The 21,555-nt window shown below is 65.2% G+C and carries 19 protein-coding genes; 9 read left to right on the top strand and 10 right to left on the bottom strand.

Going from position 1 to position 21,555, the window contains the following annotated elements; genetic code table 11:
* Nucleotides 1–29: 29 nt before the first annotated feature.
* Entirely contained in the window at nt 30–224 is a 195-nt protein-coding gene (locus IEW49_RS04275) for a hypothetical protein (RefSeq protein WP_188641518.1), read from the top strand.
* Nucleotides 225–227: 3 nt separating this feature from the next.
* Here the strand turns inward: IEW49_RS04275 and alaS are convergent, their stop codons facing one another.
* The 8 genes from alaS to smpB all read right to left on the bottom strand — a co-directional run bounded on the left by alaS (nt 228) and on the right by smpB (nt 11,952).
* Entirely contained in the window at nt 228–2,888 is a 2,661-nt protein-coding gene (alaS, locus tag IEW49_RS04270; RefSeq protein WP_188641517.1) for an alanine--tRNA ligase, read from the bottom strand.
* Between the two features lie 83 nt (nt 2,889–2,971).
* Nucleotides 2,972–3,787: a class I SAM-dependent methyltransferase gene (locus tag IEW49_RS04265; RefSeq protein WP_188641516.1), complete on the bottom strand. Its 816-nt coding sequence runs from the start codon at nt 3,785–3,787 to the stop codon at nt 2,972–2,974.
* Nucleotides 3,788–3,899: 112 nt separating this feature from the next.
* Nucleotides 3,900–4,967: a recombinase RecA gene (gene recA / locus IEW49_RS04260; RefSeq protein ID WP_188641515.1), complete on the bottom strand. Its 1,068-nt coding sequence runs from the start codon at nt 4,965–4,967 to the stop codon at nt 3,900–3,902.
* A gap of 154 nt (nt 4,968–5,121) precedes the next feature.
* Nucleotides 5,122–6,750 carry a DUF4139 domain-containing protein gene (locus tag IEW49_RS04255; RefSeq protein ID WP_188641514.1) on the bottom strand — a complete coding sequence of 543 codons (1,629 nt, stop codon included), beginning with the start codon at nt 6,748–6,750 and terminating at the stop codon, nt 5,122–5,124.
* Nucleotides 6,751–6,761: 11 nt separating this feature from the next.
* Nucleotides 6,762–8,255, bottom strand: a complete 1,494-nt coding sequence (locus tag IEW49_RS04250; RefSeq protein ID WP_188641513.1) for a DUF4139 domain-containing protein — start codon at nt 8,253–8,255, stop codon at nt 6,762–6,764.
* Between the two features lie 91 nt (nt 8,256–8,346).
* The gene (locus IEW49_RS04245; protein WP_373282468.1) at nt 8,347–10,782 is read right to left on the bottom strand and encodes an ATP-binding protein; all 2,436 of its coding nucleotides are present in this window, start codon (nt 10,780–10,782) and stop codon (nt 8,347–8,349) included.
* Complete coding sequence (locus tag IEW49_RS04240) at nt 10,779–11,342, bottom strand: DUF2062 domain-containing protein (RefSeq protein WP_188641511.1); 564 nt, start codon at nt 11,340–11,342, stop codon at nt 10,779–10,781. The genes IEW49_RS04245 and IEW49_RS04240 overlap by 4 nt, the downstream gene beginning before the upstream one ends.
* A 127-nt stretch (nt 11,343–11,469) precedes the next feature.
* Complete coding sequence (smpB, locus tag IEW49_RS04235) at nt 11,470–11,952, bottom strand: SsrA-binding protein SmpB (RefSeq protein WP_188641510.1); 483 nt, start codon at nt 11,950–11,952, stop codon at nt 11,470–11,472.
* A gap of 89 nt (nt 11,953–12,041) precedes the next feature.
* Between smpB and IEW49_RS04230 the strand changes: the two genes are divergently transcribed.
* Entirely contained in the window at nt 12,042–13,118 is a 1,077-nt protein-coding gene (locus IEW49_RS04230) for a succinylglutamate desuccinylase/aspartoacylase family protein (RefSeq protein ID WP_188641509.1), read from the top strand.
* Here IEW49_RS04230 and dapA read toward each other — a convergent pair.
* Complete coding sequence (gene dapA / locus IEW49_RS04225; RefSeq protein ID WP_188641508.1) at nt 13,115–13,996, bottom strand: 4-hydroxy-tetrahydrodipicolinate synthase; 882 nt, start codon at nt 13,994–13,996, stop codon at nt 13,115–13,117. The genes IEW49_RS04230 and dapA overlap by 4 nt on opposite strands.
* Nucleotides 13,997–14,081: 85 nt before the next feature.
* Here dapA and IEW49_RS04220 point away from each other — a divergent pair, with 85 nt between their 5' ends.
* The 6 genes from IEW49_RS04220 to IEW49_RS04195 are packed head-to-tail and all read left to right on the top strand — an operon-like array spanning nt 14,082 to nt 19,739.
* Nucleotides 14,082–16,046 (top strand): lytic transglycosylase domain-containing protein, encoded by a 1,965-nt coding sequence (locus IEW49_RS04220; RefSeq protein ID WP_229658076.1) that lies wholly within the window; start codon nt 14,082–14,084, stop codon nt 16,044–16,046.
* A 10-nt stretch (nt 16,047–16,056) separates the two neighbouring features.
* On the top strand, nt 16,057–16,554 hold the full coding sequence (gene greB, locus IEW49_RS04215) for a transcription elongation factor GreB (protein ID WP_188641506.1): 498 nt from the start codon (nt 16,057–16,059) through the stop codon (nt 16,552–16,554).
* Nucleotides 16,551–17,039 carry a hypothetical protein gene (locus IEW49_RS04210; RefSeq protein ID WP_188641505.1) on the top strand — a complete coding sequence of 163 codons (489 nt, stop codon included), beginning with the start codon at nt 16,551–16,553 and terminating at the stop codon, nt 17,037–17,039. Before greB ends, IEW49_RS04210 begins: the two co-directional genes overlap by 4 nt.
* Before the next feature lie 47 nt (nt 17,040–17,086).
* Nucleotides 17,087–18,325 carry a dual-specificity RNA methyltransferase RlmN gene (rlmN, locus tag IEW49_RS04205; RefSeq protein WP_188641504.1) on the top strand — a complete coding sequence of 413 codons (1,239 nt, stop codon included), beginning with the start codon at nt 17,087–17,089 and terminating at the stop codon, nt 18,323–18,325.
* Nucleotides 18,322–18,912 carry a class I SAM-dependent methyltransferase gene (locus IEW49_RS04200; protein WP_188641503.1) on the top strand — a complete coding sequence of 197 codons (591 nt, stop codon included), beginning with the start codon at nt 18,322–18,324 and terminating at the stop codon, nt 18,910–18,912. Before rlmN ends, IEW49_RS04200 begins: the two co-directional genes overlap by 4 nt.
* 47 nt (nt 18,913–18,959) lie before the next feature.
* Nucleotides 18,960–19,739: an SDR family oxidoreductase gene (locus tag IEW49_RS04195; RefSeq protein ID WP_188641502.1), complete on the top strand. Its 780-nt coding sequence runs from the start codon at nt 18,960–18,962 to the stop codon at nt 19,737–19,739.
* On the opposite strand, the gene IEW49_RS04190 is transcribed toward IEW49_RS04195, so the two are convergent.
* Complete coding sequence (locus IEW49_RS04190; protein WP_188641501.1) at nt 19,724–20,161, bottom strand: DUF1801 domain-containing protein; 438 nt, start codon at nt 20,159–20,161, stop codon at nt 19,724–19,726. The genes IEW49_RS04195 and IEW49_RS04190 overlap by 16 nt on opposite strands.
* 86 nt (nt 20,162–20,247) lie before the next feature.
* On the opposite strand from IEW49_RS04190, the gene IEW49_RS04185 reads away from it, so the two are divergent.
* Nucleotides 20,248–21,540 carry an SAM-dependent methyltransferase gene (locus IEW49_RS04185; RefSeq protein ID WP_188641500.1) on the top strand — a complete coding sequence of 431 codons (1,293 nt, stop codon included), beginning with the start codon at nt 20,248–20,250 and terminating at the stop codon, nt 21,538–21,540.
* The last annotated feature ends 15 nt before the right edge of the window (nt 21,541–21,555 follow it).

Genomic DNA, 21,555 nt, shown 5'->3' with positions numbered 1-21,555 from the left:
CACCCGTTGGTGGGAAAAGGAGAGAATTCATGTCCAACCCCGATAAAGACCCGACCAAGCCGACCCCCAACGACGAGAAGTTCAAGCCGCAGAACGTGGCCGATCCGCAGTCGACGGTAGAGCCGCCCAGCCGCGACGCCGACAAACCAGCCAACAGCGACGGCAAGGATATTCCCGCCGGTTCGCAGACCGACATTGCCGGCAAGAGCCGTAATCGCGTCTGAGGATTAGCCGGCGAGCGCCTGGCGTACCGCATCGAGCGCTACGTCGGCCTTGCCGCCATCGGGGCCGCCGCCCTGCGCCATGTCGGGGCGACCGCCGCCACCCTTCCCGCCAAGCGCTTCGACGCCCGCGCGCACGAGCGCGACGGCGTCGAACCGAGCGGTGAGATCGTCGGTCACGGCGACGGCGAATGCCGCCCGACCGTCATTGACCGCGACCACGGCCGCGACTCCAGATCCGACCCGCGCCTTTTCACGATCGAGTAGCGGCCGCAATTCCTTCGGATCGAGCCCCTCGATCACCTTGCCGCTGAAAGTCACGTCGCCGATCGTCTCGTCGGCGGGCGCCTCGGCCTGACCGCCGCCCCCGGCGAGTGCGAGTTCGCGTTTGGCATCGGCGAGCTCGCGTTCGAGCGCCTTGCGCTCACTGACCAGTACGGCGACCCGCGCTTCAACCTCTTCCGGATTCGTCTTGAGCGTTCCGGCAACCGCTTTCAGCGCCTCCTCGCGCGCGACCAGCCACTTCCTGGCGGCCTCACCAGTCAGCGCCTCGATCCGGCGCACGCCAGAGCTGACTGCAGATTCGGACACGATCCGGAACAGGCCGATATCGCCCATCGCGTCGACATGGGTACCGCCGCACAGCTCGACCGAATAATTGCGCCCCGAGCCCTGCCAGTCGGAACGCCCCATCGACAGAACGCGCACCTCGTCGCCGTATTTCTCGCCGAACAGGGCCAATGCACCCGCCTCGACCGCGTCGTCGGGGCTCATCAGCCGCGTGCCGACCTTCTCGTTGTGCCGAATCTCGGCGTTCACCTCGGCCTCAATGTCGGCGATTTCCTCATCCGACAGCGGCTTGGGATGCGAGAAATCGAACCGCAGCCGGTCCGCCGCGACCAGCGAGCCCTTCTGCGTGACGTGCTCGCCGAGCCGGTTGCGCAGCGCGGCATGGACGAGATGCGTGGCCGAATGATTGGCCTTGATCGCTTCGCGTCGCTCGGCGTCGACATCAAGATGGACTTCGTCGCCGACCTCGACCTTGCCGGCGCGGATCGTCGCATGGTGCGCGTGGAGACGACCGAGCGGTTTGGTCGTTGTCGAAATTTCGGCTTTGAGACCATCGGACGAGGTGATCGAACCGGCATCGCCGGTCTGGCCGCCGCTTTCGCCGTAGAACGGGGTCTGGTTGGTGAGGATGACGACCTCTTCGCCCTCGCCTGCCTGTCTTACCTCTGCGCCGTCCTTGACGATCGCGACGACCTGGCCCTCACCTACGGTCGCATTGTAGCCGGTGAACTCGGTGCCGCCCTCGCGCTCGGCGATATCGAACCAGACTTCGCTGTCGGCAGCCTGGCCCGAACCTTTCCATGCCGCGCGCGCCGCTTCCTTCTGCTGCGCCATCGCGGCATCGAAGCCTGCGCGATCGACCCCGATGTCGCGGCTGCGGAGTGCGTCTTCGGTCAAATCGTATGGGAAGCCGTAAGTGTCATACAGCTTGAACGCGGTCTCGCCCGGCAGTTCGTCACCCTCTCCCAGATCACCGGTCGCCTCGTCGAGCAGCTTGAGGCCCTTGTCGAGCGTCCGCCGGAACTGCGTTTCCTCGCGCTCGAGCGTCTCTGCGATCAGCGCCTGCGCGCGGGTCAGTTCGGGATAGGCCTGGCCCATTTCGGTGACGAGCGCCGGGAGCAGACGGTGCATCAGCGGCTCGTTCGCGCCAAGCAGGTGCGCATGGCGCATCGCGCGGCGCATGATCCGGCGCAGCACGTAACCGCGCCCCTCGTTCGAGGGCAGCACGCCGTCGGCGATCAGGAAGCTGGTAGAGCGGAGGTGATCTGCGATAACACGATGGCTTGCCTGACGTTCGCGCTCGGCCGCAACGCCAGTGAGGCTTTCGGACGCGCCGATCAGCGCCTTGAACGTGTCGGTATCGTAATTGTCGTGCACGCCCTGCATCACTGCGGCGATGCGCTCGATCCCCATGCCGGTATCGATCGAGGGGCTCGGCAAAGCACCGTCGATCTCGCCGCCCGACTGGACGAACTGCATGAAGACGAGGTTCCAGATCTCCACGAAGCGGTCACCGTCCTCCTCCGGCGATCCCGGCGGGCCACCGGCGATGTGATCGCCGTGGTCCCAGAAAATTTCCGAGCACGGGCCGCACGGGCCATCATCGCCCATCGCCCAGAAATTGTCCTTGGTCGCGATGTCGATGATGCGCTCATCGGGCAGGCCGGCGATCTTCTTCCACAGCGCGCGCGCCTCGTCGTCGGTGTGATAGACGGTAACCGTGAGGCGGTCCTTGGCGAGTCCCCATTCGCTCGTCAGCAGGGTCCAGGCATGCTCGATCGCCTGTTCCTTGAAATAGTCGCCGAACGAGAAATTGCCGAGCATCTCGAAGAACGTATGGTGCCGAGCGGTATAGCCGACATTGTCGAGGTCGTTGTGCTTGCCGCCGGCGCGAACGCATTTCTGCGCGCTGGTGGCGCGCGGTGCAGGCGGGGTCTCGAGCCCGGTGAACACGTTCTTGAACGGCACCATGCCCGCATTGACGAACATCAGCGTAGGGTCGTTGTGCGGGACGAGCGGCGAGGACGGCCGCACGGCGTGATCGGCGGCGGCAAAATAGTCGAGGAAGGACTGCCGGATGTCGTTGGTCGATTGCATGCGAGTCCGATTAGGGGGAGAGCGCCGCAGCGACAAGCGGCTTGCGCCCCCTGCCCCCATCGGGATCTTCGCCCCGCCTGGGGTCAGGCTCGCGCGGTGACGATCCAGGCCGCCGCTGGCAAGGCGATCAGATCGCCATGAAGTCGCCGCGAAAGCCAGTCGCGCAGCCGCAACAGCGCCGCTTCGCGCTCGCTGCCTTCGCGCTCGGCGATGGCCCGGGCGCCTGGACCGATGCGGGTGAAGAATTCGACCGCCTCGTCGAGCGCTTCGGGACCGCTCCCGCCGATGAAGGCGAAGTCCACCGCACGATGGGTCACGTCGTCCCATCCGGCCTGTTCGAGCAGCGCACGAACCGCCTCGGCATCGGCAAGGGCAAAGGGGCCCGGCTCGTCGATCGCGGCCGATTGCGGGCGATCGAACATTTCCGCCACCTCATTCGCCCATGGATTGAGCTCGGGTGCACGGAAGCAGGAGAAACAAAGCTGAGCGCCCGGCTGGGCTCCCTCACGCAGGTTGACGAACGCGGCCGCCGGATCTGCGAAGAACATCACCCCGTGGCGGGAAACGAGCAGATCGGGATCGAAATCGCCAGCCCGCCAGACCTGCGCATCGGCAACCGTGAATTCGAGATTGTCGCGGTTGGCCGCCCGCTCGCGCGCCACCGCAATCAGGTCGGCCGAGATATCGAGGCCGATCACCTTGGCCGAAGGACGTTCGCGGGCCAGCGCGAGCGACAGCTCCCCCGCACCGCACCCGATATCGACGATACGGCGGCCACCGAGCGGGCGGATCGCATCGAGCAATTGCCCGGTCAGCCCGGACAGTGCCCGATCGGTGAGACGGTGGTTCTCCGCCCAGCTCGCGCCGACGCGGCCGGTCCAGTCTGCATTGCTCGTCATGGGTCGAACCTAGACGGACGATGACACGACGCAAGCCGCGCGGTTGAAAACCAAACGAAAACGGCCGGTGCTCCTCGGAAGAGCGCCGGCCGTTCGAAAGGATAGTAAGGAATTATTCGGCGTCGTCGGCGTCGGGACCGGTCATCATTTCCTCGGCCACCTCGTCTTCCTTGCCGCGGATCGCCGCCTCGAGCTTGGCGCAGACCTCGGGATTTTCCTTGAGGAAGTCCTTGGCGTTCTCGCGGCCCTGGCCGATGCGCACGCTGTCATAAGAGAACCAGGCGCCCGATTTCTCGACGATGCCGGCCTTGACCCCGAGATCGAGGATCTCGCCGATCTTGGAAATTCCCTCGCCATACATGATGTCGAATTCGACCTGCTTGAACGGCGGGGCAACCTTGTTCTTGACCACCTTCACCCGGGTCGAATTGCCGACGACCTCGTCGCGCTGCTTGATCTGGCCGGTACGACGGATGTCGAGGCGCACGCTGGCGTAGAATTTGAGCGCGTTGCCGCCGGTGGTGGTTTCCGGGTTGCCGTACATCACGCCGATCTTCATGCGCAGCTGGTTGATGAAGATCACCATGCACTTGGAACGGTTGATCGAACCGGTGAGCTTGCGCAGGCTCTGCGACATCAGGCGCGCCTGAAGGCCGACATGGCTGTCACCCATCTCGCCTTCGATCTCGGCGCGCGGCACCAGCGCGGCGACCGAGTCGACCACCAGCACGTCGACCGCGTTCGAGCGCACCAGCGTATCGGTGATTTCGAGCGCCTGCTCACCGGTATCGGGCTGCGAGACGATCAACTCGTCGATATCGACGCCCAGCTTCTTGGCATAGACCGGATCGAGCGCGTGTTCGGCATCGACGAAGGCTGCGGTGCCACCATTCTTCTGCGCTTCGGCGATGACATGCAGCGCCAGGGTCGTCTTCCCCGAGCTTTCCGGACCGTAGACCTCGATCACGCGGCCCTTGGGCAGGCCGCCGATGCCGAGCGCGATATCGAGGCCGAGCGAACCGGTGGAAATCGATTCGACGTTCATCGCCTCGCGCGAGCCGAGCTTCATCGCCGACCCCTTGCCGAAGGCGCGATCGATCTGCGCGAGTGCGGCGTCCAGCGCCTTTTGACGGTCCACGTTGCTATCCTTGTCCACGAGCTTCAAATTCGTACCTGCCATGACATGGTCTCCGTCGGTTCGCTAGGGTCGGTATCAACTCTTCAACGGGAGCCTGTGTACGCAGTTTGTTCCAAAAGAACAAGTGTGGAACAGAAATTTTCCTATCCGACCGGAAAGCCGGGCTTCAGCAGCGTCCCTGGAACAAGCAGTTGGGTCAGTCTGCGACCGGCCGTACCCGCCAGTCGAACTCGCGCGATCCGTTGGCCGGAACCGATATCTCGACGACTCGCTGGCCGTCGTCCAACACGGTCTCGATCCCTTCGAAACGCCACTGCGACGGCCAGCCGAGGCGGACGCGCACGATAGCCGGAAAGGGATTCGCGTTCGTGAGCGTGGCGCGCATCGGGGTCCCGCGCGGCCCGCCCTTGCGCGGATCCGCGCCGCCGGTCCCGTGGCACTGGCCGAACACCTGCGCGCTGTCGCCGATCGTCAGTTCGACGTCCTGCCCCACGGCGTAGTCGCGCAGATTGCGGTCGGCGACGAGCAGTTCGCCGCGCGGACCGCGTTCGAAGATCGCGACCGTCCCGGTCGGCAAGGCGACGCCAAGTCCGCTGCCCTTTTCGTTCTCGGTCTCAAGCAGGATGCGCGCACCCTCGGGCGGACGTTCGCTCCATTGCCAGGGCCCGCAATCGAACTCGTAGGCGAGGCGTCCCTTGACGCCTTCTTCGCGCAGGAATGCGATCTGCTTGAGGCTTTGCGCCTTCACATCGACCGCGAACGGCACGCGGTAAAGCTTCAGGTCACCGAGATTTTCCTCGGCGGCCATGGGTGGCGGGGGTGGAGGTGGTGGCGGCGGCGCCATCGGTGGTGGAGGTGGAGGCGGCGGCGCGGCCTCGGCAAAGCGCGCGCCGGTGACAGTGATCATTCGATCGTCGTAGTAATCATCGTAGCGTGGGATCGGCGAACCCGTTGCGGTGCTGCCGATCGGATAGCATTCGAGACGCAGCGGGGTGGCGCGCGGCGGCGATGCCAGACGCTGGAAATCGCTGACGACATTCAGCCTGCCCGCAACCGCCATCAGGTCTGCACCGTCGAAGCTTTGGCCGTTATCGTTGAGGATCGTCAGCCAGCTGGTGAGATCGAAACTGACCGCGTCCTGGTCGCCGCCTTCGTCGAGGGTCGCGACATAGCTCGCTTCCCAGTCGAAGCCCCAGGAAAGGTAGGACAGCGTGACCGTGTAGGTCCCGCCGCGATCGTCGCGCGTGTCGATCGAAAAGATCGGCCGCGCCGAGAGCCCGTCGGGTACGCGATCGAAGGTGAGTTTCTCAGGCAGGCCCGAACAGCGCACCGCCTCGAACCCGTCCCCGGTCTCGAGGACGAGCCCGCCATCGGCGCGGGTGCGGACGATCGCGTCCTCGCTGCGCACCTTACCGCTCGCCGGATCGGTGCGCGTCATGGTGACGCGATTGCCAAGCGTGCCGTCGACCAGCGCGCCCGGGCTCAGCAGGTCGGCATTGCGGTTCTTCTCGATCGTTCCGCCGGGCAGGCCGGTAACGATCGCCGAAACCGCGACCATGCCTTCGGCAACGCCCTCGAAGCGGATGCGAGATTCGCCGGGCGGCAGCGTGACGGTGCGCGTCTCCGAGATCATCGCGAAGCCGCGTGGGAGCTGCCGATCGAGCTGCTGGCCCAACTGGCGGTCGGGATCGCGATAGACCGTGACATCGATTTCGCTCGGCTCGGACGCATCGACGATCGCGCGATCCTGCGCGTGCACCGGCGCACCGGCGACGAGAACCGCCGTTATCGCCCCGAGGCTGGTTTTTCGAAGCAAGAGGCGCATCGCCCTGCCCCTTAAAACTTGGTCTCGTATGTCACGCGCACTACCCGCTCACCATTGGCCGGCACTTGCACGCTGTAGAGCCGGCGGTCGGCATTGAGCTGTTCGCCCTCGACATCCTCGGACACGACGCGGAAATCGCGCGCCCACCAATACTGATCGAGCCCGTACTGAATCATCTGCACCGTCACCGGTTCGGACTTCGCGTTGGTGAAGGTGTAGCGCATCGTGGTGCGGAAATACTCGACCTCTTCGTCGACCTCGACTTCTCGCACGACCTCGCCGTCCTCGATCACGCGATAGCGCGCGGTGCGTTCGTATTCGTCCGCCGAAATCTCCTCACGGCTTGCGACCTCGGCCTTCACGAACACGTCGAAGGCATCGCCGGTGACGAGCGACAACGTGCTGCCCATCGGCGTGTGCCCGATGCGGTTCTCGCCGATATATTGCGGATTGCCCGCGGCATCGCGCTGGTAGAAGCGCACCGTGCCGGCAGGCAAGGCATCGCCCAGCCCGCCGTCGCGGCTGGAGCTGAAACCGATCGCGGTCGCCGCAGGGCGGAAATCGTCGTCCGAGCGCAGCCACGAGGTGCCTATCGAATAGACCCGCTGCGCCGGGACGCGCGAAACGTCGAGGAAGCTCACCTGCTTGGTCTGCGCATTGGCGATCGTGGTGCGCTCGTCGAGCGGGTAGAGATAATAATCGCCCAGCCTCTCGCGACTGGCGGTCTGCGTGCCCGGACGCACCATGTCGCTGCGCGTGCGCTGGCCAGCGCGCGACGGGTTGCCCGCCACCAGCAGCGTATCGGCATTGTGGAAGGTCGTCCCCGTATTGTTGGTCAGAGTGACCCAGCCCTGCATGTCGACCGTGCCGCTGGCTTCGTCGAACAGCGCGACATAGTCGGCTTCCCAGCCCAGCCCCGGCGTGAGGTAGCGTATCGAGGCATCGCGCGCGCCGACGCGGTTGCTGTCGAGCGTGACCGAAAGCGTCGGGCGCGCGCGCAAATTGGGCGGGACCTGGTCGAATACGACGCGCACCGGCAGGCCGTCATCGCGCAAGACCTCGATCCGGTTGCCGATTCGCACCACCACACCGCCCGCGGTCGAGAGCACTTCGGCGCGTTCGCGCACTTCCTGCCCGGTCGCCGGGTTGGTGCGGACCAGTGTGACGGTGCTTCCGATCGCCTTTTCCATCAGCTTGGTCGGCGTCAGCAGGTCGAAATCGAAATTCTGCTCGACGATCGCGGTGCCCGGCGCCTCGAAGCTGAGCGTGGCGGGACGGATCTGAGCCGAAACATCGGGAAATTCGATCCGCGTCCGCCCGCTCGGAATGTCGAGCCGGCGCACGTCCTGCACCAGCGCGTTCCCGTCCTGGTAGATGGTGACAGCGACGTCGCCCTGCGCGGTACGGTCTGGGGACGGATCGGACGCATCGGCCTGTTGCGCAATTGCCGGTGTCGCGATCGCGGCCGAGGCCAGCAGGACGGTAAGAATGCTGTGGAATTTCATGCGATCACTTCCTCCCCAGAACCGAGTCGGGCTAGTGGATTGCACAATTCCAAGGGATTGGAAATTCCCGAGTTTCAGTCGGCTTCTGACACTAGCCTTCGCCGGCGTTCGATTCCGCCAGCACATTCGCCACCTTGTCGGCGATCTGCGCGACCGAGAACGGCTTGGGCAGGAAGTGCATGTTGGAAATGTCGATCTCGTTGCGGAGCTGTTCCTCGGCATAGCCCGACATGAACAGGATCGGCAGGTCTGCTCGCTTCTCGCGAATCTTCCGCACCATCGCAGGGCCGTCCATGATCGGCATCACGACGTCGCTGACGACAAGATCGAACTTGTCGTGCTTGAGGAAGTGTTCAAGCCCGTCCTCCCCATCGGCAGCGGTGACGACTTCGTAGCCCTGGCGGGTCAGCGCGCGTTCGGCCACCGCGCGGACCGGATCCTCGTCCTCGACCAGCAGGATCCGCCCGCCTCCGGCCCATTCGCGCTGTGGTGCAGCGGGCTTTGCGGCGGCTTCGCGCAATTGGCGCGCCTCGGCAGTTTCGTGATAGACCGGGAGGTAGACCGAGAAGGTCGTACCCTTCCCAAGCTCGCTGTCGGCGAAAATGAAGCCGCCCGACTGCTTGACGATGCCGTAGACGGTCGAGAGGCCGAGCCCGGTGCCCTTGCCCTGCTCCTTGGTCGTGAAGAACGGTTCGAAAATCTTGCCCAGCTTGTCGGGTGCGATGCCCGTCCCGGTGTCCGACACGATCAGCACGGTATAATCGCCGACCGGCACGATTTCCGAGCGCATCGCGCGGATATCGGCGGCGGTCACGCGCTTGGTTGAAATGCGCAGCTGGCCGCGCCCGTCGCCTTTCGACTGCATCGCGTCGCGCGCATTGACCGCGAGGTTCACGATCACCTGTTCGAGCTGCGAAGGATCGGCCCGGACCCGCCCGAGATTGCGGTCGTGGGTCACTTGCAGCCGGATCTTCTCGCCGATGAGACGCTTGAGCATCTGCGAGATTTCGCTGACCACATCGGGCAGCTGGAGCACTTCGGGGCGTAGCGTCTGCTGGCGCGAGAAAGCGAGCAATTGCCGGGTGAGCGAGGCGGCACGGCTCGAATTCGCCCGGATTTGCTGGATATCGTCGTAATCGCTGTCGCCCGGCGTGTGGCGCAGCAGCATGAGGTCGCAGATCCCCAAAATCGCGGTCAGCACGTTGTTGAAATCGTGCGCGACCCCGCCCGCCAGCTGGCCGACCGCCTGCATCTTGGTCGCTTGCGCGATCTGCCGCTTGAGGCGCAATTCCTCCGAGGTGTCGGTGAGCCCCAGCAGCACCGCCGCGTCGCCGAGCCCGCGGACCCCGGCAAGGCTGAGCGAGACCGGTTCCTCGGGCTGGGCCGAAAGCCGCACGGCGACGTCGCCGCTGGTGGTGGGGCCCTGCGCGAAGCGGCGCACCGCATCGGCCAGTGCTCCCTTGTCCTCCTGCACCACGAGGTCCGACGGATATGGCGGCGGAAGCTCGCCCTCCTTCCCGGCCGCGCGCATGAAGGCCGGATTGGCGAACAGGAACAGCCCGTCGCGATCGGCCATCGCGAGTCCCAGCGGAAGCTGCCCCAGCAGCGCCTCGAGATTCGGCACTGCCGCGGCCAGGTCGCCACCACCGCCGCCAAGCCCGACCCCGCTATCGACGAGCAGCATCAGCGAGGGATGGGCATCGGCACCGGCATGATCGGCGAGGTCCGGATCGGTTACCGGCATGTAATACATTGTCAGCGGTGCGCCGCCCTTGCCTTCGCGCGCCCAGCTGATCCGGTCCTCCTCGTCCTGGCGCAAGTAGGAGACGAACTCCTTGTGTGCGAGATCGTCCGCCGGTTCTCCAGTCGCGCGCAGCGCGAAGCCATCGCTGTTCGCGATGACGAACCCGTCGGGATCGACAATCGCCGCAGCGATGCCCGCACGATCGAGCGCGCGGCCCAGCTTCCCGCGCAGCGCAGCGATCGCGGCCTCGATGAGGTCGGGCGAGGCCTGCCGCTGGAATCGCCAGATCAGGTAATCCTCGCCCCGCCCAGCGCGCTCGAGCTCTGCGGCCCAGCTTTCCGCCCCCGAGCGGATGATTCCCGCATCGGCGCGTCCATCGCGCCAGGCATCGCGCGAAGCGCGCAGCAGCGCGTCACGCGACGGCTGGTCGGCATCGAGCGTGGGCGGCGGTTTGGCGGTGCCGAAATTGTCTTCATAAAGCGAATTTGCGCAGGTCAGGCGCCCGGCCCGATCGGTGATCGCGATCGCGAGGTCGGCCTGGTCGATCGCCGCGACGGTGACCGACCAGTCGGGCATGGCGATCGCTTCGAGCGCATCGACCTGGGTATCGCGCAACATCAACCAACCCGCCCCGCCAAGGACGACGACCGCGCCGAGATAGGTGCCTACAACGACCGCGCTGCCGGTCGCCAGCCACAGCGCGAGACAGCTCAACAGCAGGCCGGTCGCGACGATCGCCGAAACGACGGCCGGCGGCCGCGACGCGAGGGCCAGCGCCCTCACCCCCCGTTCCTCCGGTCGGCCAGCAGCCGCCGACGCCGACGATTGACCACCCGCGTCCAGATGAAGGAGGAGACGAGATACCCGATGGCCGCGGCAATGCATGAGATCACGGCAAGACCGACCACCATGCCCGGCGCGGCATCGGAGGCCAGCCAAGAAAGCCATTCGCCGATACTCGCGCTCGAATTATAGAGCTGGCGGAACACGCGGATGTCGCTGTTGTAGCCAAGCCCGCTGCCGACCTCGAGCGCCAGTCCGACGATGAACGGCGTGGTCAACGGGTTCGACAGGAAGGTCATCGCCGCGGCCAACGGGATATGGCCGCGGGTCGGCACGCACATCAGCGCCGCGCCGATCATCTGCACGCCGGGGACCAGCGCGAAGATCCCGACAAGCAATCCGATCGCGACCCCCCGCGGCACCGAGCGCCGCGTCAGGCGCCACAATTCCGGTCGCCGGGCAGCGAATCCGACCCAGCGATTGCCCTCGAGCGATTCGCGCGAAGGACTATTGCGCTTGAGCCAGCGGTTGAAACGCGAGGACATGGAATTGACGGTCATACTTCCGGTAATGTTAACGGCGCTTGGGCGCGGTGTCGCACCGCAATCGTTCAAATGCCAATGGCGCTCGACAGGTTTTTCTTCAAGGGTCGGGGCCTGACAATCGTCGCGCCCCGGCAACGTCCGGTCAGCCCCGGTCGCGCAGCAGCCGTGCCTTGTCGCGCTTCCAGTCGCGTTCCTTGATGGTCTGGCGCTTGTCCTGCGCCTGCTTGCCCTTGGCAAGTCCGAGTTCGACCTTCGCCCGCCCGCGCGAATTGAAATAGATCGAGAGCGGGATCAGCGTCATACCCTTGCGCTCGACCGCGCCGACCATGCGCTCGATCTCGCGCGCATGGAGCAGCAGCTTGCGCGGCCGTTTGGGCTCGTGATTGTTACGGTTGCCGTGGCTGAATTCGGGAATGTTCGCGTTGATCAGCCAGGCCTGGCCGTCGCGCACCTCGGCATAGCTTTCGCGGATGGAGCCCTCGCCACCGCGCAGCGCCTTCACCTCGGTCCCCTGCAGGGCGATCCCCGCCTCGAACGTGTCCTCGATGAAATAGTCGAACCGCGCGCGCCGGTTGTCGGCGACGGTTTTCTGCTTGTCGAAGGTCTTGGGTGTCGGGCGGGCCATGGGGTGCGCGATGTAGGCGCTCGCGCGCAAAAGGCCAATGCCCCGATTTCGCTTGCTCAAAAGCAGGCAAGCATGGCTAGAACGGGGCGATGGAAACGATTGCCAGACCGCCGGAGCCGTTCGTCATCCACGATCGAACGATCACGCCCGGCACTTCCGAGATCCTTTCGATTCCCGTCAGCCAGCAGGTCACCGGGCTCGAATCCTCGCTCGCTCTCAAAGTGCTGCACGGCAACAGGAGGGGACCAGCCGTGTTCGTGAGCGCGGCCATCCATGGCGACGAGATCGTCGGCACAGCAATCATCCAGAGATTGCTCGACCATCTCCTGCCAGACGAGATGGCGGGAACGCTGATCCTCGCACCTGCAGTCAACATCTACGGCTTTGCCGCGCACAGCCGCTACCTGCCCGACCGCCGCGATCTCAATCGCAGCTTTCCCGGTCACGAGAACGGGAGCCTCGCGGCGCAACTCGCGCATTGCTTCCTCACCCACGTTATCGATCGCTGCGCGCTGGGCATCGACATGCACACCGCCGCGGTCCATCGCTACAACCTGCCGCAGGTGCGGATCGCGGCCGACAGTCCATATCTCTCGGAGCTGGCGATGGCGTTCGGTGCGCCGATCACGATCGAAAGCCCGCTGCGCCCCGGATCGATGCGCGCGCTGGCAGCCGAGCGGGACACGCCGATGTTATTGCTCGAAGCTGGAGAGGCGCTGCGCTTCGACCGGTTCGCGATCGAGGTTGGGGTGAAGGGCGTCCTTCGGGTGCTGGCGCATATCGGCATGATCGACGAGTCCGACGGTCTCGAAGCGGTCGACGTTCCCATGCGCGCGAACCGGTCGACCTGGGTGCGAGCACCGCGCGGCGGTGTTTCACGCCGGGTCCGCAGGTCGGGCGACGTGGTGCGCAAGGGCAGCTTGCTGGCGGTGGTGGGCGGGTTGTTCGGCGAGGACGGAGTCGAAATTGTCAGCCCGATCGAAGGGGTGATCATCGGCCATGCAACGCTGCCGGTGGTCAATCAGGGCGATGCCATGTTCCATATTGCCGAGATCGACCGGCTCGACCGGGTCGGAGAACATGCCGGCAGCATCATCGAGGCGCTGGCGGCGAGCGAACCGCCGCTGCCCCCGGCACCGCAGCTCGACGAGGACGAGGTCATCTAGACCAGCCCGGCATGCTCCAGCGCTTCGTCGACCGCTTTCCGGGCGGCGTCGCTCGCCCGGCAGATCGGCAGGCGGACCTCGTCATTGACCCAGTCGTGGACGCGGCTGAGCGCGTATTTGGCGGGTGCCGGGCTGGCGTCGGAGAACATCGCGTAGTGCAGCGGGAAGAGCCGGTCGTTCAGTTCGCGTGCGCGTACGAGATCGTTGGCCGCCATCGCCTCGTAGAATTCGGCGCACAGCGCCGGTGCCACATTCGCCGAGACCGAAATGCAGCCCGAACCGCCCGCTGCCGAATGCGGGAGCCACAATTCGTCATTGCCCGATAGTTGGCAGAAATCCTTGTCGAGGCCCATGCGGTGGTCGGCCACCCGCGACAGGTCGCCGCTGGCATCCTTGATCGCCACGATCCGGTCGGGATACTTGCGGACCAGTTCGACCACCGTCTCGTCCTCGATATCGGTGACCGTCCGGCTCGGCACGTTGTAGAGCACGATCGGCAGGTCCGAATTCTCGGCGAGATAGCTGAAATGCGCGATCAGGCCCGTCTGGCTCGGGCGGTTGTAATAAGGTGCGACACACAGGCCCGCAGCGGCGCCCGCCTCCTTGCAGAAGCGCATATGCGCGAGCGCGTTCTGGGTATCGTTGCTGCCGCAGCCCGCGATCACGGGCACGCGCCCGGCGGCTTGGTCGATGCAGACTTCGACCACGCGATGATGTTCCTCGATCGACAGCGTCGATGCCTCGCCGGTCGTCCCGCAGGGCACCAGCCCGCTGCTGCCCTGCTCGATTTGCCAGTCGATCAGGCGGCGATAGGTCTGTTCATCGAACTTGCCGTCCTTGAAGGGCGTCACCAAGGCGGGAATCGAACCGGAAAACATGCTATTACCTCGTATCGTCGCGGAAACGGACCGGACGGTCGCGCGTTCAGCGTGCGATAAGGAGGGAATCACTACGATGTCCAGCATGATACGTCGCATATTGCTCGCTTCCGCCGCTCTTCCCCTCGTACTGGCCGGGGGGGCTGCGAATGCGCAGCAGGCCGATCGCTGGGACCAAATGCGCGAGCGCGTCGAAGCGCAGCAGCCCGGAGCCATGGCGCAGGCGCTGCGCCAGTGGAAGAACCTGACCGAGAGCGAAGGTTACGGCTTCGAGACGTACGCCAACTTCATCGAGGCCAATCCGGGACTCCCGCGGCAGGAACTGATCCAGCGCCGCGCCGAACGCGCACTCGACAAGCAGGCGGTTCCCGCCGCGCGCCTCGTCGCTTTCCACGACCGGTTTCCGCCGCTGACCAACACCGCCAAGGCGCGCTACGCGATGGCGCTCGGCCAGCTCGGGCGCGACGAAGCGTTTCGCTGGGCACGCGAATCCTGGCGCGGCGGAGAGATGAATTCGGTCACCGAAGTGTATCTGTCCGGCCTGTTCGGTTCGCGCTTCACGCAGGCCGATCACGACATGCGGATGGACGCGCTCCTGTGGCAGCGTAGCACTGAGGCCGCGGCGCGTGCGATCAGCTTCGTCTCGCCGGCCAAGCGCGATCTCTACATGGCGCGACTGGCGATCATCCAGGGTTCCGAGCCGCAGGATATCGGACTGAACGTGCCTGCAAATGCACGCAGCGATCCCGGCTATCTCTACAACCAGGCCCGCCAGTGGCGCCGCAACGGCCAGCAATCGGCCGCAGTGGCCCTGCTCGCCAATGCACCGACCATGACGGCTCCCGCACTCGACGGCGAGTTGTGGCTCGCCGAAGTGCTCGAAGTGGCGCGCGATGGCGGTGCTTCCTCTGCCTTCCGGATTGCGCAGAAGGTCGACCAAGCCTTCGCCCCGGATGCCGATATCAGCGACATGAGCTACTCGATCCGCGACGACTACACCTCATTGGTGTGGCTCGGAGGGACGAGCGCGATGTGGCAGCTCGACGATCCCGCGGGTGCCGCGCCGCTATTCTATCGCTACGGTGCCGCAGCCAAGACTGCGCCGACCCGGTCAAAGGGTTTCTACTGGGCCGGCTTCGCTTCGCAGCGTGCGGGCAACCAGGCGGAGGCCAATCGCTATTACGAAATGGCCGCGCAATATCCCGACATGTTCTACGGCCAGCTTGCGCTCGAACGCCTTGGCCGTGAGTTCCCGACCATTGCCGCGCCCCCTACCCCGCAGCCGACCGAGCAGGAACGCGTCCGCTTCGCCGCCATGCCGCTGGTGCAGGCGGTCAAGGAAGCCGCGCGCGGCGGGCTCGACTGGCGCGACACGCGTTACTTCCTGACCGAGCTCGCCGAGTGGGCCGATACCCCGACCAGGGCGCAGATGGTCTACGATCTCGCACAGGAACTCGGCCGCCGCGACCTGGCGGTTCATCTCGGCGCAGCGACGCAGGCCAATGGCGTGCCCGGGTTCGAGCGCGTCGGCTATCCAAAGCTCGACACGCCGATCAATTCCTACTGGACGATGGTCCACGCGATCTCGCGGCAGGAAAGTGAATTCGCGACCAAGGCCTTGAGCCATGCCAATGCCTATGGACTGATGCAGCTGATCCCGGGGACCGCGCAGGACACCGCGCGCAATCTCGGCGTGACCTATTCGCGCAACGCGCTGCTCGAGGATCCGCAATACAATATGCGGCTCGGCAACGCCTATTTCGCGCAGCTGATGGACCGTTTCGGCGGCAGCTACCCGCTCGCGCTGGTCGGCTACAATGCCGGCCCGGGTCGCGCGATCCAGTGGATCGAGCGCAATGGCGATCCGCGCAAGGGCGAGATTTCGTGGGAGGAGTGGATCGAGAAAATCCCGTTCTTCGAGACCAAGAACTACGTCCAGCGCGTGCTCGGCAATGCAGTGGCCTACGAGCAGCTCTATCCCGAGCAGGCGCGATACGGCACGCCGCGTACCCCCAGCCGCTTCCTTGGAAGGCCGGTTCCTTCGCGCTAAAGCCTCGAGGGTGAAACATGACGGACATCCGATTACGCCCGCTGGCCTGGCGGCTCTAAAGGCGCGCTACGACCATTTGCTGTCGAAGGAACGGCCCGAGATCGTCGAGATCGTCAGCTGGGCTGCCGGCAATGGCGATCGCAGCGAGAACGGCGATTATCTCTACGGCCGCAAGCGAATGCGCGAGATCGACCGCGAGCTCGCCTTCCTCGCGCGCCGGATGAAGAATGCGCGCGTCGTCGATCCCTCGGCCCAGCCCGATCGCACCCGCGCGTTCTTCGGCGCGACCGTGACGCTGGCGGACGAGCACGATGACGAGCGGGTCGTGACGCTGGTGGGTGATGACGAACAGGATGCGGGATCAGGCCGGATCGGTTGGTCGAGCCCACTCGCGCGGGCCTTAAAAGGGGCCGAGGTCGGCGATCTGCGCACTGTCTTCCTGCCCGGCGGCGAGAAGGAATACGAGATCGTGGCGATCCAATACCCGGCGCGGGAGAACGCCGCATGAAGGGGTTCGCCGTGTTCGGGGCCATGGTGCTCCTCGCGGTCCCGGCCATGGCGCGCGACAGCCTTGGCGTGTTCGACAGCTGGGGCGCGTTCCGCGATCCGCGCGTGCCGCGCTGCTATGCCATCGCCGCAGCCGAGCCTAGCGATCGACAGCGCCGCTTCGAACCATTCGCAAGCGTCGGGACTTGGCCGAATCGCGGGGTCCGCAACCAGCTTCATTTCCGCCTGTCGCGAGAGGTTCGCGACGGCGGAGTGATCCGCCTGCGTGTCGGGCGCGACAGTTTCGAACTCGTCGGCGGCGGCGGTGATGCGTGGGCCCGCCACAAGCGTATGGACGCCGCAGTGATCGCCGCGATGCGCTTGGCCAACTCGATGCGGGTGACTGCGACCGACAAGAGCGGCACTCGCTTCTCCGATCGCTACGACCTGTCGGGGGCCGCCACCGCCATCGATGCCGCGACGGTGGGTTGCGCCAGGACGCGATGACGCGACGCTAGCCAAACCCGATAGCCGTCCCTATATCGCGCCTTCCCATGGCAGACACGAACCTCATGGCCATACCGGGGCAGGTCGACCCCGTTCCCGTCGCGCGCGAGATCACGCCGCGCGCCGATGGCCGCATCGACCTGCTCGGCCTCACCAAGAAGCAGATCATGGACCTGTTCGCGGGCGCCGGGCTCGATGCCAAGCAGTCCAAGCTGCGCGCCAAGCAGGTGTTCCACTGGATCTACCATCGCGGCGAGACCGAATTCGAGGCGATGACCGATATCGCCAAGACCATGCGCCCCTGGCTCGCCGAGCGCTTCGTGATCGCCCGGCCCGACGTGGTCGAGGCGCAGCATTCGTCCGACGGCACGCGCAAATGGCTGCTCAAGACAGCCGACGGCCACGAATACGAGATGGTTTTCATCCCCGATGAGACCCGCGGCACGCTGTGCGTTTCCTCGCAGGTGGGCTGCACGCTCAATTGCCGCTTCTGCCACACCGGCACGATGCGCCTCGTGCGCAACCTCACCCCGGGCGAGATCGTCGGCCAGGTCATGCTCGCGCGCGATGCGCTGGGCGAATGGCCCAAGGGCAAGATGGATTTCGCCGAAGAGGAAAGCGAATCCGAATACCGCGCCGACGGCCGACTGCTCACCAATATCGTGATGATGGGCATGGGCGAACCGCTCTACAATTTCGACAATGTCCGCGATGCGCTGCGGATCGTGATGGACGGCGAAGGGCTCGCCCTCTCCAAGCGGCGGATCACGCTCTCGACCAGCGGTGTGGTGCCCGCCATGGCACGCTGCGGCGAGGAGATCGGCGTCAACCTCGCCGTCTCGCTCCACGCGGTGACCAAGAAGGTCCGCGACGAGATCGTGCCGATCAACAGGAAGTACGGCATCGAGGAACTGCTGCAGGCCTGTGCCGACTATCCTGGAGCCTCGAATGCGCGCCGCATCACCTTCGAATACGTGATGCTCAAGGACAAGAACGACAGCGACGACGACGCGCGTGAACTCGTCCGCCTGATCAACCAGTTCGACCTGCCGGCCAAGGTCAATTTGATCCCGTTCAACCCCTGGCCCGGTGCGCCTTACGAGTGCTCGACTCCCGAACGGATCAGGGCTTTCTCGAGCATCGTGTTCGAGGCCGGTATCAGCGCGCCCGTCCGCACCCCGCGCGGGCGCGATATCGACGCCGCCTGCGGCCAGTTGAAGACGACCGCCGAAAAGAAGAGTCGCGCCCAGCGCGACCGCGAGGCTGCCGCGGCGGCCGCCGGTTGAGCGACGCGGAGACATTGGCCTGGTACGAGGCCAACGCTCCTCGTTTCGCATTCAGTTTCGGCACCACGCACAGCGTCCATCTCGACGGCTTTCTCGACCGGCTCGCCCCCGGAGCGCGTATTCTCGAACTCGGTTGCGGCACGGGTCAAGATGCCGCTCGCATGATCGAGCGCGGGTTCGATCTCGACGCAACCGACGCGACATCGGCGCTGATCCGCAAGGCGAAGGAACGGTTCGGCGTCGAGGCCCGGCAGATGCGATTCGACGAGCTCGACGCGATCGAAACCTACGACGCCGTCTGGGCACATGCCTGCCTGTTGCACGTCGCGCGGGCCGAGCTCCCCGACATCCTCGAACGGATCCGGAAAGCGTTACGCCCCGGAGGATGGCACTATGCCAATTACAAGCTCGGCGACGGCGAGGCACGCGATCCGCTCGGCCGGCTCACCAACTTCCCCGCTACCGAGTGGCTCGAGGCCATCTATCGGGATGCAGCCTTTGTCATTGATGCAGCGGAGAAATATCGCGGCAAGGGCGCAGATGGCGTGCGGCGCGACTGGTATGCGCTGACGGTTCGGCGCGGCTAGGTCGCCAAGGCTAGCCAAGTGCACCCATGTGTGCTTTGCCGCTGCCCATGAACAAGCCATCCGTCCTCGTTACCGGCGGTGCCAAGCGCATCGGCGCGCAGATCGTCCGTCGTTTCGCCGAAGCCGGGTGGCACGTCGTGATCCATTACGGCACCTCCGAAGAGGAAGCGCAGGCGCTCGCCGACGAATTGCCCTCGGCCGAAATCATCCAGCGCGATCTCGCCAATAGCGGTTCGGCAGTTCAGATGATCGACGAGCTAGCCGAACGCCTGCCCGACTGGCGCGTTCTGGTGAACTGCGCGAGCGTGTTCGAGCGCGACAGTTACGACAAGGTCGACCCGACGATTTTCGAGCACGCCATGCACGTCAACGCCCTCGCACCGGTGCGGATGGCGGAGGCCTTTCTCGAACATGCCAAGAGCAGCGCCGGGCGACGCGTGATCCAGCTGACCGACCAGAAGCTTGCCAACCCCAATCCCGATTTCTTCAGCTACACGATGAGCAAGCACGCGGTCGCCGCGGCGATGCGGATGCTCGCGATCGCGCATCGCGGTTCGGACGACCGGGTCTATGCGCTTGCGCCCGGCGCGATCTTGCCGAGCCACGACCAGGACGAGGCAGAGACCGAAGTCTCGCACCGGATGAACCTGCTCGAACGCAAGACCGATATCACGGAGGTCGCGGACGCCGCGCTGTTCCTCGCCGAAGGAACGCTTGCTTCGGGCGAGACGCTCTATATCGATTCGGGCCAGCACGTCCTGTCGCAGGATCGCGACGTGATGTTCCTCGCGCGCGACCGCAGCGCGACGGATCAGGCCGGCGGATAAAGCGCGTTCATCGTCTCCCAGTCGTCGGCGACGATCTCCTCCAGCACGTCCATGTCCACGTCGTCGAGCTTGGTGATGTAGAGGCAGCTCTTGCCGCGCGACCACTTGCCCAGCCGATCGAGTTTCTCCTTGCGCCGCTCGGCCTCGGCCTCGTCGCAATAGCCGCCCATCAGGTAGAGCGAATGTTTCGCCTTGCGCGGGCTGAAACCGGTCCGCATCCAGTCGCCCTCGCGCCCGCTGTCGTATTCGTAGTGATATTCGCCGAACCCTATGATCGAAGGGCCCCACAACTTCGGTCGTTCGCCGGTCACGCGCTCGAACAACGCGAGCAGTTCGCGGGCCTCTTCGCGTTTGCGCTCATGATCGATCGTGTCGATGAATTCCTCGACGCTCGCCTCGGTCTGCGTGGTCTTGTTCGCCATCCGAACGCTCCTTCCCGGTGGGCGCCGCTGTGGACGTCCGCTCTATTCTATTGCCAGATCGGGCAACTGGCATAAACATATGACATATGTGGCTACTCGATAAACTGCTCAATCGGCTGATCTCCGAAGGTCGCCTCACCGTCACCGATCATGACGGGAAGTCCTACTCCTACGGATCGGGCGAGGATGAGAAGCCGATCCGCCTCCGCCTGACCGACAAGCGCGCGGCGGGCCATATCGCCCGCTACCCGCAACTGGGCGCGGGCGAGGCCTTCATGTGGGGCTGGCTGGTGGTCGAGGAACCGCACGATATCCGCGACCTGATCCTGTTCTTCACCCGCAACGCGAAGAAGATCGGCGACGATGCTACCCACGCCCAGGGCAAGCTGCGCAAGTTCCTGCAGAAGGCCGCGGCGAAATTCGACGGGATCAATTTGCGCGGCAAAGCGCGCAAGAATGCCGAGCACACCTACAACCTCACCCGCCGCCTCTACGAGCTGTTCCTCGACGAGGACCGCCAGTACACAATGGCCTATTACCGCGACCCGGCGAACAGGCTGGAGCAGGCGCAGCTCGACAAGAAGGCGCATATCGCGGCCAAGCTGAACCTGAAGCCGGGCATGAAGGTGCTCGATATCGGCTGCGGCTGGGGCGGGCTCGCGCTCTATCTGCACAAGCATTACGACGTCGACGTGCTGGGCGTGGCCCTCGCGCCCGACCAGATCGCATTCTGCAAGGAGCGCGCCGAGGCGCTGGGCGTGGCGGACCGCGTGAAATTCGAATTGTGCGACTATCGCGACGTCGAGGCCGAGGTAGGCGGGCGGTTCGATCGCATCTGCTCGGTCGGGCTGCTCGAACATGTCGGCACGATCCACTACCCGCAATTCTACGAGCATACCGCACGCCTGCTGAAGCCCGACGGGGTGATGTTCAGCCATTGCTGCGGCCGCGCCGGACCTCCGGGCACGACCGATGCATGGACGCGAAAGTACATCTTCCCCGGTGGCTATATTCCCGCCCTGTCCGAACTGGTGAGCGAGAGCGAGAAGCATGGCTGGCAGGTGATGGACGTGGAGGCGATGCGCTTCCACTACAGCCACACGCTGGAGGAATGGTACAACCGCACGGTCCTCCACAAGGACGAGATCGTCTCGCTCTACGACGAGCAGTTCTACCGCATGTGGCTCTACTACCTCGCCGGCGCCGAACAGAGCTTCCGTCACGGCACGATGGTCAACTGGCAGATCCTCTATGTGAAGGACCGCGCCGCGATCCCGATGACCCGCGACTGGATGTACGAAGAAAGCGCCCGGCTGCGCGACGCGGACGAAGCGCCGCAATGGAGCCTCGATCCGAAACTGCGCGACGCGGCGGAGTAAGGACGAGCGGCTTCG

The sequence above is a fragment of the Pseudoblastomonas marina genome, assembly GCF_014641655.1.
GTDB lineage: Bacteria > Pseudomonadota > Alphaproteobacteria > Sphingomonadales > Sphingomonadaceae > Alteriqipengyuania_A > Alteriqipengyuania_A marina.
Note: the sequence above shows the minus strand (reverse complement) of the source record. Positions and strands in the feature narration are given on the sequence as shown.

Bases quoted from the DNA above. Each gene is read 5' to 3' on its own strand.
- IEW49_RS04275 (WP_188641518.1), top strand. From the start codon at position 30: ATGTCCAACCCCGATAAAGACCCGACCAAGCCGACCCCCAACGACGAG.
- alaS (WP_188641517.1), bottom strand. From the start codon at position 2,888: ATGCAATCGACCAACGACATCCGGCAGTCCTTCCTCGACTATTTTGCC.
- IEW49_RS04265 (WP_188641516.1), bottom strand. From the start codon at position 3,787: ATGACGAGCAATGCAGACTGGACCGGCCGCGTCGGCGCGAGCTGGGCG.
- recA (WP_188641515.1), bottom strand. From the start codon at position 4,967: ATGGCAGGTACGAATTTGAAGCTCGTGGACAAGGATAGCAACGTGGAC.
- IEW49_RS04255 (WP_188641514.1), bottom strand. From the start codon at position 6,750: ATGCGCCTCTTGCTTCGAAAAACCAGCCTCGGGGCGATAACGGCGGTT.
- IEW49_RS04250 (WP_188641513.1), bottom strand. From the start codon at position 8,255: ATGAAATTCCACAGCATTCTTACCGTCCTGCTGGCCTCGGCCGCGATC.
- IEW49_RS04240 (WP_188641511.1), bottom strand. From the start codon at position 11,342: ATGACCGTCAATTCCATGTCCTCGCGTTTCAACCGCTGGCTCAAGCGC.
- smpB (WP_188641510.1), bottom strand. From the start codon at position 11,952: ATGGCCCGCCCGACACCCAAGACCTTCGACAAGCAGAAAACCGTCGCC.
- IEW49_RS04230 (WP_188641509.1), top strand. From the start codon at position 12,042: ATGGAAACGATTGCCAGACCGCCGGAGCCGTTCGTCATCCACGATCGA.
- dapA (WP_188641508.1), bottom strand. From the start codon at position 13,996: ATGTTTTCCGGTTCGATTCCCGCCTTGGTGACGCCCTTCAAGGACGGC.
- IEW49_RS04220 (WP_229658076.1), top strand. From the start codon at position 14,082: ATGATACGTCGCATATTGCTCGCTTCCGCCGCTCTTCCCCTCGTACTG.
- IEW49_RS04210 (WP_188641505.1), top strand. From the start codon at position 16,551: ATGAAGGGGTTCGCCGTGTTCGGGGCCATGGTGCTCCTCGCGGTCCCG.
- rlmN (WP_188641504.1), top strand. From the start codon at position 17,087: ATGGCAGACACGAACCTCATGGCCATACCGGGGCAGGTCGACCCCGTT.
- IEW49_RS04195 (WP_188641502.1), top strand. From the start codon at position 18,960: ATGAACAAGCCATCCGTCCTCGTTACCGGCGGTGCCAAGCGCATCGGC.
- IEW49_RS04190 (WP_188641501.1), bottom strand. From the start codon at position 20,161: ATGGCGAACAAGACCACGCAGACCGAGGCGAGCGTCGAGGAATTCATC.
- IEW49_RS04185 (WP_188641500.1), top strand. From the start codon at position 20,248: ATGTGGCTACTCGATAAACTGCTCAATCGGCTGATCTCCGAAGGTCGC.